We start from the raw sequence: 16403 nt of genomic DNA on the forward strand, positions 1-16403 counted from the left end.
CCGTACAGAGATATACGAGCCGCCTCAAAGGAACCTCAACGCCACGCGATCAGGAGGGACGCAGGGACGCGCCGTGAAGCGTGGTGTAGAGGGAGGACTCGGTGAATCCGGGGCCGGTCTCCTCGCCGATGTAGAGGTCGATGTGGCGTGGCCCGCCGAGCCCGGGGGTGAACTCGTCCACGACCGTCCAGCGGGACGACCGGAAGCGCGCGCAGATCCCGGCCTCGATGGCGGCGCCGTCGTCGTCGTTGCCGCACCGGGTGATGGTGAACCGGCGTCCCTGCGCCATCACCGAGCGGTCGGCGGCCGCCGAGACCCACGGGCGCAGCGGGCGTCCGGCCGTGTCGCGCGGGGCGGTGTCCAGCCAGTAGCCGACGTCGTACGACCAGTTGAGGTACCGCCCGCGCCGGGGGCCGCTGGTGATGCGGCCGGTGCCCTCGTCGCGCACGGCCTTGGCGAAGCCCTCCGGGTAGGACCCGAGGTCGTCGCGGCCGTGCTCGCACTCCAGGCGCGGGCACCCGCGCACGGTCCGCCGCGGGCCGCGGTGGAAGGACTCGACCGCGGTGTAGTAGACGGTGGCCGTCCAGCCGGACGACTCGGCGGGCGGGTTCGAGGCCCGGGTTTCCGGGGTGGTGCAGGCGGAGACCCCCGCCGCCACCAAGATCAGGGCAACGGGGGCCGGGTTCCGGCGATGACGCCTCCCCGTTCGCTCACGCCTCATCGTTCACTCCCGCGCGCTCGGACCGGTGCTTCCTGTCCTCCAACGCACCGGCTCAGCAGGTCGTGCCGGATCTGATCGGGCGAAGATCGGTCAGGTAGGCGTCCACGGCGCCGGTGACGCAGGCGTTGCTCCGGCCGTAGGCGGTGTGGCCGAGGCCTTTGTAGGTCAGCAGCATCCCATTGGGGAGCTGGCCCGCCAGGCTCTGGGCCTCGTCATACGGGGTGGCGGGGTCGCCGGTCGTCCCGATGACCATGACGCGGGCGAGGCCCGGGGCATGGGCTCGGTGGGGCGTGCCCTTGGGGCCGGGCCAGCCCCGGCAGCCCAGTGCCTCGACGACGCTGGCCGTGCCGAACAGCCCGGCCTCGTCGTAGGCCCGGTCGAGGACGTTCCAGTACGCCCGCGGGTCGGCCGGGTGGGGCACGTCGAGGCAGTCCACGGCCAGCAGGGCCTCCTCGGAGTTGTCGCGCGGCGCGCGGGCCCGCGCGTTCTCGTCGATCGTCGCGGCCAGCGCGGTGCCGTCGCCCTCGGCGGCGGCCGACAGCCCCTTGGACAGGTCCTTCCACTGCGCCTCGGGCGTGTACATGGCCAGGGAGACGCTGTCGTGCAGGAGGGACGAGTCCAGGCCCCAGCCGGCGTCCCGGACGGGCAGCGGGCGACGGGCCGTCCGCTCGTAGAGGTCGTCGACCAGGTCGAGGATCTCCTCGGGCGTCCGGGCCGGGCAGACGTCTCCGGCGATCTTGTGGCAGTTCCGGGCGTAGTCCTCCAGGGCCCGGCCGAACGCCGCGCCCTGGCCGACCGCGCGCCGGTACCAGTCTCGGGAGGGGTCGATGGCGCCGTCCAGCACCATGGCGCGGACTCGGGGCGGGAAGAGCTCGCCATAGGTGGTGCCCAGGGCGGTGCCGTAGGACCAGCCGAGGTAGGTCAGCCGTTCGTCGCCGAGGGCGGCGCGGAGCACGTCCATGTCGCGGGCCGCGTCCTTGGTGCCGACGTGCGGGAGGATCGCGCCGCTGCGGGCCCGGCACGCCGCCAGGCCGTCACGGGCGTCGGCGAGGGCGGCCGCGCGCTCGGCGGGGGTGCGGGGGTCGAGCGTGCCGGGCGCGGTGTCGCGCGGTTCCCTGCCCTTGCCGGGCGCGCAGTTGACCGCCGGTCTGCTGCCCGCGACGCCGCGCGTGTCGAAGCCGACGATGTCGAATCGGGTCCGGACGCTCTTGCCGAAGGAGTCCAGGACCCCGTCCTTCAGTTCGCCGACGCCCGAGGCGCCGGGCCCTCCCGGGTTGAAGACGAGCGATCCGATGCGCCGGGCGGGGTCGCCCGCGGCGGCCCGCGCGACGGGCAGGACGAAGGCTCTGCCGTCGCCCGGCCTGGCGTAGTCCATCGGCACCCGCAGCTCGGCGCACTGGAACGCCCCGCAACGGCTCCAGCGAAGCCGCTGCTTGTAGAAGGGCGCCAGGTCGGGCCGCGCGGACGGGTCTGCCCAGGCGGGCTTGGCCGCCGTGGTGCGGGCCGGGACGGCGGTGCACCCGGCCACCGGGACGAGGGCGAGGACGGCCGCGAGCGCGACGCGCCCGATGACGGACTTCAAGGGACACCTCCGTAAATCACCTGCTCACGGAGCATCGCCGATCGACCCTGAGATTTTGATGAGGGCGCTCAGCGGGGCGGGAGGCGCAGCACGAAGCGGGCGCCGCCCGACGGGCTCGTCCCGGCGGTCAGGGTGCCGCCGTGGGCGTGCGCGGCCCAGGAGGTGATCGACAGGCCGAGCCCGGTGGATCCCGAGCCGCTGCGGAAGCGTTCGAACAGGGACGCCTCCAGCCCCGGGGGAAGGCCGGGGCCCGCGTCGTCGACCGTGACGGTGCCGTCGGCCCGGACGGTGACGGCGATCTCGGCGTCCCGCCCCGGCGCGTGGCCGTGGACCAGGGCGTTGTCGACCAGGTTGCCGACGGCCCTGGTCAGCAGGCCGGGGTCGGCGTCCACGACGACCGGCTCGGTCTCGACGGCGATCCGGTCGCCCGCCTCGGAGTCGGCCACCACCGTCTCCACGAGCTGGTCCAGGCGAAGCGGAGCGCGGGTGAGGGCGTCCACCCCGGCCATCAGCCGGGCGCGGGTGAGCAGGCCGTCGACGAGATCGCCCATACGGGTGGAGAGCCGCGCGGCGCGCCGCAAGGCCTCCCGGGGGTCGCTCTCGCCGCGCAGGCCGGTCTCGGCGAGGGCGCGCATCGACGCGGCCGGGTTCCGCAGGTCGTGGGCGACGTCGGCGAGGAACGCCTCCTGCTGGTGGAGCGCCGCCAGGGCAGGGCGGACGGCCCGTCCGGCCAGGAAGCGCCCCGCGAGGGCCGACAGGGCCACCAGCACCGCGCAGCCCCCCGTCAGGACGAGCGTGAGGCGCCGGTGCGCCGCACGGTCCTCGGAGGCGTCCACGGCGGCCACGACCGCGCCGTCGGGCTCGTACTCCTTCTCGCCCTCGAACGGGTCGGCCAGGAGCCGGAGCCCGCGGCCGTCGCCCGCCCGGACGTCGGCGGTGGCGACCTCCCCCGTGCGCATGGCCGTGCGGGCCACGTGCCGGACGTCGCCGTCCCGGGCCCGCACGCACGGCCTGGACGGCGCGTGGACGACGCCGAGGCGCCCGACCGGACCCGCCAGCACCGTCAGCGCCGGGCAGTCGGTGTCGACGGTCGAGGCCATCTCGGTGGGATCCAGGCGCCTGCCCTCGTAGGTCATGCTGTACATCGCCTCGGTGGTGCGCAGGTTCAGCGTCCGGTCGAGCTGCTCGCGCCAGGCCCGGTCGTCGTTGTGCACCGCAAGCAGCGCCAGCCCGGACAGCGTGACCAGGCTGGTCAGCGCGAACAGCGCCGTGATGCGGCGGCGCAGCCGCCGGATCCTGGCCGCCGCCGTCCTGGGCCGGCCCCGGGAGCCGATCATGGGCCGAGCCGGTACCCCACGCCGCGGACGGTGTGGATCAGCGGCGGATCGCCGAGCTTGCGGCGCAGCTGCGAGACCAGCACCTCAAGGACGTTCGAGCGGGGGTCGGCCATCTCGTCCCAGCAGCCCTCGATCAGCTCGTTCCTCGGCACGGCCTGGCCCTCGCGCCCCGCCAGCAGCTCCAGCACCGCGAACTCCTTGGCCGTGAGCATCAGCAGCACGCCGTCGCGGCGGACCTCCCGGCGGGCGGTGTCGATCTCGACGTCGGCGACGCGGCGCACCGGCGGCCTGACCACCCCGGCCCGGCGGCACAGGCTGCGCACCCGGGCCACCAGCTCGGGCACCGCGAACGGCTTGACGAGGTAGTCGTCGCCTCCGGTGGCGAAGCCCTCCACGCGGTCGGCGACGGTGTCCCTTGCGGTCAGGAAGAGCACCGGCACGGCGTCCCCGGCGCGGCGCATGCCCTCCACGTAGCGGGCGGCGTCGCCCGAGGGCAGCAGCCGGTCGAACACGACGCAGGCGTAGTCGTTGACGAACAGCGACTCGTCCGCCTGGGGCAGGTCGGGCGCCTCGTCGACGGCCAGCCCGGCGCCGCGCAGGGCCGATGCCACACCGAACCGCAGATCATCGTCGTCCTCGACCACGAGCACCCTCACGGGCCCAAGGCTAGCCTCGCGTTCCCGGCCGCCCGTGGGCGCCCGCCCGGCCCGGCGGCGATGTGGCGGCAGTTTGACACGCTGTCTACTATTCGCCCCAAGGGAAGCGATCGGAGCCGGGCCCCTCCCCACTCCGAAAAGGGCGGTTGGCGAACAGGACGGCCAGGTGGGGATGCTCAGGTACGGCCGAGGGCGCGCGACACCGGCGATCATCGGCGGGCTCGCCGCGCTGACGCTGGTCGCCGACGTGACGGTGGTGGCGTCCGGCACCTTCGACAAGAGCGGTTCCAAGGGACGCAAGGACGGCCGGGGCGAGCTGGTCTCGGTCTCCCAGGCCGGTGGGTCGGGCCCGCCGGTGGTGGCGCCGCTGCGCAAGCGCCTCACCCCCCACCTCATGATCGCGGGCTCGGCGCCGCTGCCCGCCGAGACCGTCGAGCGCGCCAGGCGCCTCAAGGGCGTCGCGGGCGTCACCGTGGTCGACGCCGCCCGCGCTCAGGTCGCCGGGCGCCGGGTCGGGCTGCTGGGCGTCGACCCGTCCTCGTTCCGGGCCTACGCGCCCCGCCAGACGGCCGAGTCCGACCAGCTCTGGCAGACCGTCGCCACCGGCGGCCTCGCGGTCTCGTTCTCGCTGAGCCAGGACGGCTCGCTGCCACTGGGCGGGGTCGTCCCCGCGGGAAGCAGCCGCAGCCCCGGGCAGGTCAGGGTCGGCGCCTACGCCTCGATGGGCATCGGCGACGTCGACGCGGTCATCTCGCGCGGGCAGGCCCGCACGCTCGGGATGCCCCAGGGCAACGGGCTGGTGATCAGCGCGCCCAAGGCCGACGCCAAGGGCCTGAGCAAGAAGCTCAAGAAGGTGCTGCCCAAGGGCACCAGGATCGCCCTGCTGGCGCCGCAGCGGCAGGTGCCGTCCACCACGCCCCGCGACCAGCCGAAGGTCACCGAGCGTCCCGACGGGGTCTCCGGCAACCGGTCGGTGATCACCGGCAACATGATGACGCCCACCATGCGAACCGTGGTGATGCAGATCGACGGCATGTTCGGCCCCTTCCCCGTCATCGGCTGCTACCGGGGCTCGGGCGACGCCCAGGACCACGGCGACGGCCGGGCCTGCGACTTCATGGCGTCCACGGCGGGCCAGATGCCCAGCGCCAGCGCCCGGCGGCACGGCGACCAGGTCGCGCAGTTCGCCATCAGCAACGCCCGGCGGCTGGGCATCTCCTACGTGATCTGGCGCCAGCACATCTGGAACATCCGCTTCCCCGGGTGGCGGCCCATGGAAGACCGGGGCAGCATCACCCAGAACCACTACGACCACGTGCACATCTCGGTGCAGCGCTGATCAACGCACGTTCAGCTCGAACCACACGGCCTTGCCGTTGCCGGTGCGGCGCACGCCCCAGCGGTTGGCCAGGCGGCTGACCACGCACAGGCCCCGGCCCGACTCGCTCAGCCCCTCCTCGCACTGGACGCGGGGATGGCCGTCCGAGCCGTCGAAGACCTCGCAGACCAGGTCGCCCTCGCGGACCAGCCGCACCATCACACGGCCGCCCGCGTGGCGGATGGCGTTGGTGACCAGCTCGGTGGCCAGCAGCTCGGCGGTCGGGGACAGGTCGGAAAGGCCCCACGTGTCGAGCCGTCCGCGGATCAGGCCGCGGGCGCGCCGGACGGCGGCCGGGTCGGGCGGCAGCTCCCAGGAGACGTGGTCGTCGGCGGGGATGCGCCGCAGCCGCGCGACCAGCATGGCGATGTCGTCGCGGTGCTGGTCGTCGAAGACCCCGTCCAGCGTGGCCTGGCACAGCTCCTGCAGCGGCCGGGCGTGGGCGCCGGGGCCGAAGGTGCGGCGCAGCCGGGCCAGGCCGTCGTCGATGTCGCGGCCGCGGTTCTCGACCAGGCCGTCGGTGAACAGGAACAGCAGCGTGCCGTCCTCCACCGCGAACTCGCGGGTGGAGATCGCGCCGCCGCCCACGCCGAGCGGCGGCGCCGGGGTCACGTCGAGGTAGGCGGCCTCGCCGCCGGGCGGGGCCAGCAGCGGCGCGAGGTGCCCCGCGCTGGCCACCTTGCACCGGCCGGTGACCGCGTCGTAGACGACGTAGGCGCAGGTGGCGAAGTGCGGCTCGCGCTCGCCGAGCGTCTTCATCAGCGAGTCGAGCCGCTCCAGCGACTCGGCGGGCGGCAGCTCCAGATCGGCCAGCGTGTGGATGGCGGTGCGCAGGCGTCCCATCGTCACCGCCGCGCGGACGCCGTGCCCGGCCACGTCGCCGACCACCAGCGCCACCCGGCCGCCGGGCAGCGCGATCGACTCGTACCAGTCGCCGCCGACCTCGATCAGCCGGCTGCCGGGCAGGTAGCGGTGGTGCACCTCGACCGACGACGGCGCCGACAGCCCCGTCGGGAGCATGCTGCGCTGCAGGGTGAGCGCGGTGGCGCGCTCGCGGCCGTAGCGGCGCGCCGACTCGACCAGCACCGACGCGCGGGTGGCGAACTCCATGCCGATCTCGACGTCGTAGGCGTCGAACGGACGGTGCTCGACGCCGCGCGTGCACACGAAGAACCCCAGGACGAGCTCGTCGGAGACGATCGGCAGCAGCAGCATCGAGGCGCCCTTGAGCAGCTCGGCCACCGGCGCGCGGCGCCACAGCTCCGCGATGCCCTCCACGTCGCTGTCGTTGAGTCCGGGAAGAACGGGCTCACCCGTCTCCATGCACTTCACATACGGGGTTCCCGCCGGGTAGGTCAGCACCTCGCCGGTCGGGAACGTGGCGTCCCACGCCGGGTCACCGTCGTCGAAGACGACCGCCATCCGCCGCAGCGGCGGCGAGTCGCCCGGCACCGAGGGCGCGGGCTCGTCGAAGTCGACCAGGCTCTCCAGCAGCAGCATGCCGCCGGAGTTGCAGAAGTTCGGGACCAGGGCGTTCATCAGGCCCCGGGCCAGCAGCTCCAGGTCGAGGGCGCCGCCCAGGCGCGGCAGCGCGTCCTCGATCAGCGCCCGCCGCACGACCGCCGGGTCGATGAACCGCTCGGCGATCGGCACCGGGACGCGGACGACGGCCAGCGCGGCCTGAGGCTCGGCCGCCTTGCCGTCGTCGCAGGCGCCGCTCATCGGGTGGACGGTGATGAGCGAGTCGCACACCGCACCCCCGCGTGTCTTCACGGGCAGCATGGCGGTGCGCTCGCGGCCCTGCCGCAGCGACTCGGCCAGCGGCTCTCCCGCACCGGCGATCACGTCGTCCAGGCGGGCGCCCAGCAGTTCATCCGGTTCCACGGGGAGAACGGACACCGCGTTGCGGTCGAACTGGAGTATTTTCCCCGACGAATCCAGGCCGAGAATGAGAATTCGGGTAGACGACTCCATCGCTCGATTATGGGACATTGGGCACCGTCGTGAGGCGGTTATCACCGCGCTTCTGAAGGAGATCGTCGTGACGGTTGCCATCGTCGGTGCGGGCCCCACCGGACTCGCCCTCGCCGCCGAACTCGCCCTGGCGGGCGTCCCCTGCCGCGTCTTCGACCGGCGCCCCGGCCCGCGCACCGACTCGCGGGCCATCACGCTGCACGCCCGCAGCCTGGAGCTTCTCGACCTGCGGGGCGTGGCCGGCCGTTTCACCGACGCGGGCGTGCCGCTGCCGGGCTTCCCGCTCGGGCTCAGGGACGCCGTCATCGACTTCTCGCGCCTGGACTCCGACTTTCCCTACATGCTCGGTATTCCCCAGAGCCGAATCGAAGGGCTGCTGGCCGGGCGCGCCGAGGAACTCGGCGCGCAACTCGCCTGGTCGCACCGCGTGACCGGCCTCGAACAGAACGAACACGAAGTGCGGCTGACGTTCGATTCGGGGAAGTCGGAGTCCTTCGCCCAGGTGGTCGGATGCGACGGCATCCGCAGTTTCGTCCGTGAATCCCTGTCCGTCCCATTTCCCGGATTCCCCAATCCGGGCTCGGTCAGCCTCGCCGACGTGACCGTCGAAGGGCTCCGCATGGACCGTGCCTATGGGGAACTGTCCGATCGGGGAATGCTGCTGGTGTTCCCCTATCGCGACGGGTCCTGCCGCGTCGTGCTCTACGACTATTCCCGCGCCGGCCTCCCCGTCGAGGAACCCGTGACGCTGGACGAGGTCGCCGACGGCATCATCGCGATCAGCGGGCGCGACCTGCGGCCCCACGACATGTACTGGTCGGGCCGCTACCGCAGCGAGAGCCGCCAGGTCCCCCGCTACCGGCACGGGCGCGTCCTGCTGGCGGGCGACGCCGCGCACACGCACTCCCCCGCCGGGGCCCAGGGCCTCAACACCGGCATCCAGGACGCCTTCAACCTCGGCTGGAAGCTCGCCGCGGCCGTCCAGGGGCGCGCCCCGTCGTGGCTGCTCGACTCCTACGACGCCGAGCGGCATCCGGTGGGCGCCGCGGTGCTCGCGCTGACCGGCCGCCAGTTCCGGCTGAACACCGCCAGGACCCGGCGGCGCAAGGCGCTGCGCTGGACGGCGGAGAAGGTCGTCGCGCCGCTGCCGCCGGTTCAGGACCGCCTGGCACGCGCCTACTCGGGGATCTCGGTGGCCTATCCGCCGCCGCGCCCGTCCCACCGGCTCACCGGCGCCCGCCTCCCCCGGGGGAGGCTCAACGGCGCCCCGCTCGCCGAACTGTTCCACGACGGCCGGTTCGTCCTGCTCGACGACCGCGAGCACAAAGACCTTCCCGGCCAGGTCACCGGCGTGCGCTACGCCCGGCGCCAGGGCGGGGGCCTGCCGCGGGCGCTGCTCGTCCGTCCCGACGGCTATGTGGCCTGGGCCTCGGACGAGCCCGACCCCCGAGCGCGGACGTCCGCCGCCACGGCGGCCCTCGGCCACTGGTTCAGGTGAGGTACTCGCGCCAGGTGCGCCCGCCCGCCGCGTGGTCCGGGGCGAGGTGCAGGCCGCGGCGGAAGTCGCGGCCGATGCGTCCGGGCAGGGGCACCGGGACCAGCAGACGTTTCCGGCCGGTCGCCTCCAGATAGGTCCGGGCCAGGTCCGCGAAGCCGAGCACCTCGGGCCCGCCCAGGTCGGGGGCGAGCCCCTGCGGGCCGTCCCCGACGATCTCGACCAGGCGGGCCGCGACCTCGGACACGTCGACCGGCTGGTCCTCGATGCCCGCCAGCACCGGCATGACGAGCGGCACCTTGACCAGGTAGCCGAAGACCATCGCGAGCAGGTCGTGGAACTGCGTGGCGCGCAGGATCGTGAACGGCAGCCCCGATTCGGCCACGAGCCGCTCGCAGGCGACCTTGACGCGGTAGTAGGGGTAGTGGTGCCCCTCCACGCCGACGATCGAGACGTAGATCAGATGCGGGTCGCCCTGAGCCCTGGCGGCCTCGACGAGGTTGCGGGTGGCGGGAACGTCGCTCTTGGGACGGCGCGGGTCGGTGGCGCAGTGCACGACGGCCGAGGCCCCGTCCAGGGCGGCGGCCAGGCCCTCGCCCGTGAGCAGGTCGGCCCGCCGCCACTCCACTCCGGGCTCGGCCGGCCTGTCCTTGCGGCTCAGCGCCCGGACGCCGCCCTTCTCCCCGGCCAGCAGCGGGGTGAGTGCGCGGCCGAGCGTCCCGCTCGCTCCGGTGATGACGATGGTCATCTTGGCAGCCTAGACGGCGGGCAGCCGCACCTCGAAGGTGGCCGACCCGGTCACGCGGACGGTGCCGCCGTGCGCGGTCACCAGCTCGCGGACGATGGTCAGGCCGAGGCCCGCCCCGCCGGTGGCGCGGGCGCGGGCGTCGTCCAGCCGGACGAACCGGTCGAAGATCCGCTCCCGCTCGGACGCGGGCACGCCGGGCCCGTCGTCGGCGACGGTGAGCGTGACCGTCCCGTCCCGGCTCGCCACCGTCACGGCGACCCGGCTCGCGGCATGGCGGGCGGCGTTGTCGAGCAGGTTCCGCACGATCCGGCCGAGCCGGTGCTCTCCCCCGCGCACCACGGCGGGCCCCTCGGCGCGCACCGTGAACGCGGGACCGCCCGGACGGCACTCGCGCTCGGCGACCTGTTCCTCGGCCAGCTCGGCCAGGTCGACGGTGTCCGGCGGGGCGGTGTTCTCGGCGGCGAGCAGCAGGAGGTCGTCGGTGAGCGCCTGGAGGCGGACGGTGTCGGCCAGCGCGCCGGTCACCACGGCCCGCCAGTCGGCGGTGTCCGGGTGGACCAGCGGCACCTCCAGCGTGCTGCGCAGCCCGGTGAGCGGCGAGCGCAGCTCGTGCGAGGCGTCGGCGACGAAGCGCCGCTGCTTGAGCACGGCGCGTTCGAGCCGGTCGAGCGTCTGGTTGGTGGTTCCGGCGAGCCCGGCCAGCTCGGCGCTGCCCGCCGGGACCGGGACCCGCCGGTCCAGCGCGCCGTCGCCGATCTCGGCCAGCTCCGCCCGCATCGCCGCGACCGGCCGCATGGCCCGGCCCGTGATCAGCCAGGCCACGATCCCCACGAACAGGATGGCGGCGGGGATCGTCCAGGCGAGGAACCGGTCGACCGTGGCCACGGCCGTGTCGGTGAAGTCGCGCCTGGCCAGCACGTACACCGTCGCCTCCTGGTCGCCGGCCACGTCCTTGACGCCGGTCGCCGACCGGATGACCCTCGCGGGGAGGAAACCGGTGCCCGCTCGGGCGAAGCGCCCGACCCGCCCCGCGTAGGCGGCGACGTCCAGCCCGACGCGGATCCCGTCGTCGGGGATCTTGTCGGGGAACCGCACCCTGATCGGCTCGGTCATCCCGGGCGGGAGCGCGATGACGGGGTGGCCCCGGGCGTCGACGAACGCGTCCCTGTCGTTCCTGACCCACCGCCCGTCGGCCAGCACCACGAAGCAGAGGTGCGACTCGCACGGCACCCGCTCGCCCCGCTGCAGGGACGCGGCGACGGACTCGGCGACCTGCGAGGCCCGGTACAGGGCCTCGCTCTCCCGTTCCTGCCGGATCTCGCCGCGCAGCCACCAGCCGCCCGCGCCGAAGACCAGGGCGGCGGCCAGGGCCGCGCTGAGGGCGGCGCGGGCGCGCAGCGAGGTGGGCCTACGCACCGGATCCGACCAGCCGGTAGCCCGCGCCGCGCACGGTCTGGATGGCCGAGGGCGCGGGCGGGAGGTCCAGCTTGCGGCGCAGGGCGCGGACGTAGACCTCCACCAGGTTGACGTCGCCGTCGTAGTCCTGGTCCCAGACCTCGTCCAGAATGTCGATCTTGGCCACCACCTCGTTGGGACGGCGGGCCAGGCACTCCAGGACGGCGAACTGCTTGGCCGTCAGCCGCACCGGCGTCCCGGCCCGGCGGCACTCGCGCGAGGCGGGGTCGAGCCACAGGTCGCCGACCCTGAGCACCGAGGGCCGCACGGCGCCGCCCCGGCGCAGCAGCGCCCGCAGCCTGGCCACCAGCACGACGTAGGAGAAGGGCTTGGAGATGTAGTCGTCGGCGCCGGTGTCGAGGGCCTCGGCCTCGTCGTACTCGCCGTTCTTGGCGGTCAGCATGAGAACCGGCACCGTGGAGCCGCCGCGCCGCAGCTCGGCGCAGACCGCGTAGCCGTTCAGCCCCGGCAGCATGATGTCCAGGACCACGGCGGCGTAGGGGTGGGTGCGAGCCAGGTCCAGGCCCTCGCGGCCGTCGTGGGCCACGTCGACCGCGTACCCGTCGGCGCGCAGCCCGTGGGCGAGCGTCGCCGCGAAACGCTCCTCGTCCTCGACAAGCAACAGTCGCATCGGGCCATTGTGCACAGTTCGGCCCGCGACTCCCTGAAATCGTCTTCAGCTCGGTTCAGCGTGCCCTCAGGGCCGTGCGACCAGGCTCGGCGCCATGCCGTCCCCCCGCCGCGACCCCTGGCTGCTCGCCGCCGCGCTCTTCGCCGCCTACACGGCCTTCTCGGTCATCCGGCACCTGTCGCTGCGCACGACCGGCTACGACCTGGGGATCTTCGAACAGGCCGTGCGCGGCTACGCGCACCTGCGTGCGCCGGTGTCGGAGCTGAAGGGCCCGGGGTTCCATCTGCTGGGCGACCACTTCCACCCGATTCTGGTGACGATCGCCCCGCTGTACCGGTTGTTCCCCTCGCCTCTCACACTGCTGGTCGTCCAGGCCGCGCTGCTGGCGGTCTCGGCCGTACCCGTGACGCGGCTGGCGTCCGAGCTGTGCGGACGCCACGGCGGCCTGTGCGCGGGCCTGGCCTACGGCCTGTCCTGGGGGCTCCAGCAGGCGGTCGTCTTCGACTTCCACGAGATCGCCTTCGCCGTCCCGCTCATCGCGCGGGCGGTGGAGCTGCTGGCGCGCGGACGGGACGGCGCCGCCGCCGGATGGGCCATGCCGTTGCCGCTGGTCAAGGAGGACCAGGCGCTCATCGTCGCGGCCATCGGCGTGTACGTGTTCTGCCGGGGACGGCACCGGCTCGGGGCGTGCCTGACAGCGGGCGCGGTCGCCGCCGGGCTCCTGGTCGTCCACGTCGTCATCCCGGAGTTCAATCCCGGCCACGTGTATCCGTACGCCTCGGCCACCGAGGCGAAGGCGAATCCGATCGCGCAGTTCCTCACGCCGCTGGACACCAAGGGCACGCTGCTGCTCGCGGTCTTCATGCCGACGCTGTTCCTCGGGTTCCGCTCGCCCCTGACGCTCCTGGCGCTGCCCTCCCTGGCGGCCCGGTTCTGGTCGACCGTCCCGAACCACTGGGAGACCCGGTTCCACTACAGCGCCGTGCTGATGCCCATTGTCTTCGTGGCCGCCCTGGACGGCCTGCGGAGGCTGCGGGCGAGCGAGGCGGCGCGCAGCCGGGCGGCGGCACCGGCCCTTCTGCTGGCGGCCGTCGCGATCACGGTCGCGGGGCGACAGCCCTTCGGCGATCCGGGCCCGTGGCGTCCGTCCCCGGGTGCGGTGGCCGCGTTGAAGGCCGTCCCGGACGGCGCCGACGTCGCCGCGGCCAACCGGCTCGCTCCCCAGCTCACCGGGCGCTGCCGCGTGTTCATGCCGCACCTGTCCGACGCGCAGCCGCCCGAATGGTTCGTGATGACGGAGACGCCGACGCCTTACGAGGCCCACGTGGCCTGGAGGCTGCCCCGCCTCGGGTACCGGGTCGTCGCGCGGGGCGGTGGGGTCGTGGTCTTGCGGTTCAAGGGCGGCCGAAAGTCTGGGGCGGGGGCTCGGGGACCGTGACGTCCTCGCCGTCGCGCAGGGGGCGGGCGCCGCCGCAGAAGGCGGTGAGGTCGGCGCCTTCCAGAAGGCGGGCCCTGGCCAGGCCCCCGGCCGCGCGGCGGGCCAGTTCGGCGGAGGGCAGCGGCGCCCGGGACGCGGCGACGATCAGGTTGCCGAAGCGGCGTCCCCGCAGGACGCCGGGCTCGCCGAGCAGCAGGACGTGCGGGAACACCGAGGCGACGGTCGCCGCGACCCGGCGGGCGAAGGGCAGCCGGAAACCGTCGGCGACGTTCATCAGGTAGGCGCCGCCGGGCCGCAGGACCCGGTCGACGTCCTGGGTGAACTCGCGGGTGGCCAGCTCCAGCGGCATGGACGCCTCGGCGAACGCGTCGGTCACCACCAGGTCGTCGGCGCCGTCGGGCAGGGCGGCAATGCCCGCGCGGCCGTCGGTGACGCGGATCTTCAGCCCCGGCACGCCCTTGACCGGGAGCCGCTCCCTGACCAGCCGCACCAGGGCGGCGTCGGGCTCGAAGACGACCTGCCGCGAGCCCGGACGGGTCGCGGCCAGGTAGCGGGGCAGGGTGCAGCCGGCCCCGCCGATGTGGACGGCGTCCAGCGGCGCGCCCTCGGGCGCCAGGCAGTCGACCACGTCGCCCAACAGGCGCATGTACTCGAAGTCGAGGTGGGTGGGGTCGGCGAGGTCGACATAGGACTGCGGCACCCCGCCGACCAGCAGCACCCAGCCGCCGTCGCGTTCGGAGTCGCGCAGCAGCTCGGCCTCGCCGCCCGCGATCGGGTGGACGTCAGGGCCCGGGGCGTCGCGTCGTGACTTGCGGGACATGCCCCCAACTCTGCCATCGAGTCAGCGCCCGCCGCCCGGCGGGAGCAGGAGCCCGTCGCCGGAGGGGTCGTCGCATGCGCCCATGCTGGGGGGCGGACGACGAAGGCCGGATGACCGGCGCGGGAGCGCGCCATGATCCCTCGGATGCGGTCAGGAGCCCTCGGTCGCCGGATGGGCGTCCTCGGAGGCGAAATGGCAGGCGCTGGGGTGCGCCGAGCCCTCGCGGGTCTCCAGCGCGGGGTCCTCGTTGGAGCAGACGTCCTGGGCCTTCCAGCATCGGGTGCGGAAGCGGCAGCCCGACGGCGGGTCGAGCGGCGACGGGGGCTCGCCCTCCAGCATGATCTGCCCGGCCCACGCCGACGCCTCGGGGTCGGGCACCGGCACGGCCGACAGCAGCGCCTGCGTGTACGGGTGCGTCGGGTGCTCGTAGATCTGGGTCTCGTCGCCGGTCTCGACGATCCGGCCCAGATACATGACGGCGACCCGGTCGCTGATGTGCCGGACGACGGCCAGGTCGTGGGCGATGAAGACGTAGGCCAGGCCCAGCTCGCGCTGGAGGTCGTCCAGCAGGTTCATGACCTGCGCCTGGACGGAGACGTCCAGCGCCGAGACGGGCTCGTCGCACACGATCACGTCGGGGCTCAGCGCCAGGGCGCGGGCGATGCCGATCCGCTGCCGCTGGCCGCCGGAGAACTGGTGCGGGTACCGGTTGACGTGGTCGGGGTCGAGACCGACCAGCTCCAGCAGTTCCTGGACGCGCGTGGTGCGCCCGTCTTTGGGGGCGGCGTCGGGGTGGATGGAGAACGGCTCGCCCACGATGTCGCCGACGCTCATCCTGGGGTTCAGCGAGGTGTAGGGGTCCTGGAGCACGATCTGGATGCGGCGGCGCAGGGCCCGCAGCTCCTTGCGCGGCAGCGCGAAGACGTCGCGGCCATCGAACCTGACCGTCCCCGCGGTCGGACGCTCGGCGGCCAGCAGGAGCTTGGCGAGCGTGGACTTGCCGCAGCCCGACTCGCCCACGACGCCCAGCGTCTCGCCTTTGCGCAGCTCCAGATCGACGCCGTCCACGGCGCGGACCCGGCCGACCTGGCGCCTGATCACCACGCCCTGGGTCACCGGGTAGTGCTTGACCAGGCCCTCGACCTGGAGGATCGGGCCGTCAGTCACCGTGGACCTCCTCGGCGAAGTGGCAGGCGGACCGGTGCCCGGGTGCCCCGACGGCAACCAGCGGCGGTCTCTCCTCGCCGCAGATCGCCTCCGCCCTCGGGCAGCGCGGGCGGAACGGGCAGCCGGACGGCAGCGCGGCGGGGTTCGGCGGCGTCCCCTTGATCGGGCGCAGCCGCTCGCCCCGCTGGTCGAGACGCGGGACGGACGCCAGCAGCCCGGCGGTGTAGGGGTGGGCCGGGCGGGCGTACAGCTCGCGGGCGGGGGCCTCCTCGGCGACCGAGCCCGCGTACATGACCACGATCCGGTCGGCGACGCCCGCCACCACCCCGAGGTCGTGGGTGATGAGGATCATTCCCATCCGCAGCTCGGACTGCAGGTCGGCCAGCAGCTTCATGATCTGGGCCTGGACGGTCACGTCGAGCGCGGTGGTGGGCTCGTCGGCGATGAGCACGTCGGGCTCCAGGGCCAGCGCCATCGCGATCATGACGCGCTGGCGCATCCCGCCGGAGAACTGGTGCGGGTAGTCGCGCACGCGCCGCGCGGCCAGCGGGATCCGGACGCGGTCCATCAGCTCGACCGCCTTGGCCTCGGCCGCCTTGCGCCGCATCCCCCGGTGCACCTGGTACATCTCGCTGATCTGGTCGCCCACGGTGAACACCGGGTTCAGCGCGGACAGGGCGTCCTGGAAGATCATCGAGATCCGGTCGCCGCGGTAGACGCGGCGGCGGCGCTCGGGCAGGCCGAGCAGTTCCTGGCCGCGCAGCCGGACCGACCCGCCGGTGATCCGCGCGGGGGGCGTGTCGAGGATGCCCATCACGGCCTGCGCCGCGACGCTCTTGCCCGAGCCCGACTCCCCCAGGATCGCGACCGTCTCGCCCTCCTCCAGCGTGTACGACAGCCCGTTGACGGCCCGGACGTCCTGCCCGCGCACGCGGAAGGCGACGCTCAGGTCGTCGACCTCCAGGAGCGGCGCGTCCTTCTCCTCTTTGCCGAGATCCATG

Annotated in this window: 14 protein-coding genes; 3 read left to right on the plus strand and 11 right to left on the minus strand. The window is 73.9% G+C overall.

Going from position 1 to position 16403, the window contains the following annotated elements:
- Positions 1-49 precede the first annotated feature (49 nt).
- The 4 genes from ACQPY4_RS23735 to ACQPY4_RS23750 all read right to left on the minus strand — a co-directional run bounded on the left by ACQPY4_RS23735 (position 50) and on the right by ACQPY4_RS23750 (position 4296).
- On the minus strand, positions 50-658 hold the full coding sequence (locus tag ACQPY4_RS23735) for a hypothetical protein (RefSeq protein ID WP_433324135.1): 609 nt from the start codon (positions 656-658) through the stop codon (positions 50-52).
- Between the two features lie 115 nt (positions 659-773).
- Positions 774-2303 (minus strand): alpha/beta hydrolase, encoded by a 1530-nt coding sequence (locus ACQPY4_RS23740; protein ID WP_433324137.1) that lies wholly within the window; start codon positions 2301-2303, stop codon positions 774-776.
- A 68-nt stretch (positions 2304-2371) separates the two neighbouring features.
- Positions 2372-3640, minus strand: a complete 1269-nt coding sequence (locus ACQPY4_RS23745) for a sensor histidine kinase (RefSeq protein ID WP_433324139.1) — start codon at positions 3638-3640, stop codon at positions 2372-2374.
- The gene (locus tag ACQPY4_RS23750) at positions 3637-4296 is read right to left on the minus strand and encodes a winged helix-turn-helix domain-containing protein (RefSeq protein WP_433324141.1); all 660 of its coding nucleotides are present in this window, start codon (positions 4294-4296) and stop codon (positions 3637-3639) included. The genes ACQPY4_RS23745 and ACQPY4_RS23750 overlap by 4 nt, the downstream gene beginning before the upstream one ends.
- Positions 4297-4468: 172 nt before the next feature.
- On the opposite strand from ACQPY4_RS23750, the gene ACQPY4_RS23755 reads away from it, so the two are divergent.
- Positions 4469-5635, plus strand: a complete 1167-nt coding sequence (locus tag ACQPY4_RS23755) for a hypothetical protein (protein ID WP_433338988.1) — start codon at positions 4469-4471, stop codon at positions 5633-5635.
- On the opposite strand, the gene ACQPY4_RS23760 is transcribed toward ACQPY4_RS23755, so the two are convergent.
- Positions 5636-7558, minus strand: a complete 1923-nt coding sequence (locus tag ACQPY4_RS23760; protein ID WP_433324143.1) for an ATP-binding SpoIIE family protein phosphatase — start codon at positions 7556-7558, stop codon at positions 5636-5638. It abuts the gene before it with no gap.
- A gap of 157 nt (positions 7559-7715) precedes the next feature.
- Between ACQPY4_RS23760 and ACQPY4_RS23765 the strand changes: the two genes are divergently transcribed.
- A complete protein-coding gene (locus tag ACQPY4_RS23765; RefSeq protein WP_433324145.1) occupies positions 7716-9146 on the plus strand; it encodes an FAD-dependent monooxygenase in 1431 nt (476 codons plus the stop codon).
- On the opposite strand, the gene ACQPY4_RS23770 is transcribed toward ACQPY4_RS23765, so the two are convergent.
- Genes ACQPY4_RS23770 through ACQPY4_RS23780 form a run of 3 tightly spaced genes read right to left on the minus strand, consistent with a single transcriptional unit; the run spans position 9139 to position 11977 of the window.
- Complete coding sequence (locus ACQPY4_RS23770; RefSeq protein WP_433324147.1) at positions 9139-9891, minus strand: SDR family oxidoreductase; 753 nt, start codon at positions 9889-9891, stop codon at positions 9139-9141. The two genes, ACQPY4_RS23765 and ACQPY4_RS23770, sit on opposite strands and share 8 nt — an antisense overlap.
- A 9-nt stretch (positions 9892-9900) precedes the next feature.
- The gene (locus tag ACQPY4_RS23775; RefSeq protein WP_433324149.1) at positions 9901-11307 is read right to left on the minus strand and encodes a sensor histidine kinase; all 1407 of its coding nucleotides are present in this window, start codon (positions 11305-11307) and stop codon (positions 9901-9903) included.
- Positions 11300-11977: a response regulator transcription factor gene (locus tag ACQPY4_RS23780; RefSeq protein WP_433324151.1), complete on the minus strand. Its 678-nt coding sequence runs from the start codon at positions 11975-11977 to the stop codon at positions 11300-11302. Before ACQPY4_RS23780 ends, ACQPY4_RS23775 begins: the two co-directional genes overlap by 8 nt.
- A gap of 94 nt (positions 11978-12071) precedes the next feature.
- Between ACQPY4_RS23780 and ACQPY4_RS23785 the strand changes: the two genes are divergently transcribed.
- Complete coding sequence (locus ACQPY4_RS23785; RefSeq protein ID WP_433324153.1) at positions 12072-13415, plus strand: DUF2079 domain-containing protein; 1344 nt, start codon at positions 12072-12074, stop codon at positions 13413-13415.
- Here the strand turns inward: ACQPY4_RS23785 and ACQPY4_RS23790 are convergent.
- From ACQPY4_RS23790 to ACQPY4_RS23800, 3 genes are all read right to left on the minus strand, one after another.
- Entirely contained in the window at positions 13372-14235 is an 864-nt protein-coding gene (locus tag ACQPY4_RS23790; RefSeq protein ID WP_433324155.1) for a spermidine synthase, read from the minus strand. The two genes, ACQPY4_RS23785 and ACQPY4_RS23790, sit on opposite strands and share 44 nt — an antisense overlap.
- A 150-nt stretch (positions 14236-14385) precedes the next feature.
- Complete coding sequence (locus ACQPY4_RS23795) at positions 14386-15402, minus strand: ABC transporter ATP-binding protein (RefSeq protein WP_433324157.1); 1017 nt, start codon at positions 15400-15402, stop codon at positions 14386-14388.
- On the minus strand, positions 15395-16402 hold the full coding sequence (locus tag ACQPY4_RS23800; protein ID WP_433324159.1) for an ABC transporter ATP-binding protein: 1008 nt from the start codon (positions 16400-16402) through the stop codon (positions 15395-15397). Before ACQPY4_RS23800 ends, ACQPY4_RS23795 begins: the two co-directional genes overlap by 8 nt.
- Between the last annotated feature and the right edge of the window lies 1 nt (position 16403).

It is taken from the genome of Spirillospora sp. CA-294931 (assembly GCF_050946795.1).
Lineage (GTDB): Bacteria > Actinomycetota > Actinomycetes > Streptosporangiales > Streptosporangiaceae > Spirillospora.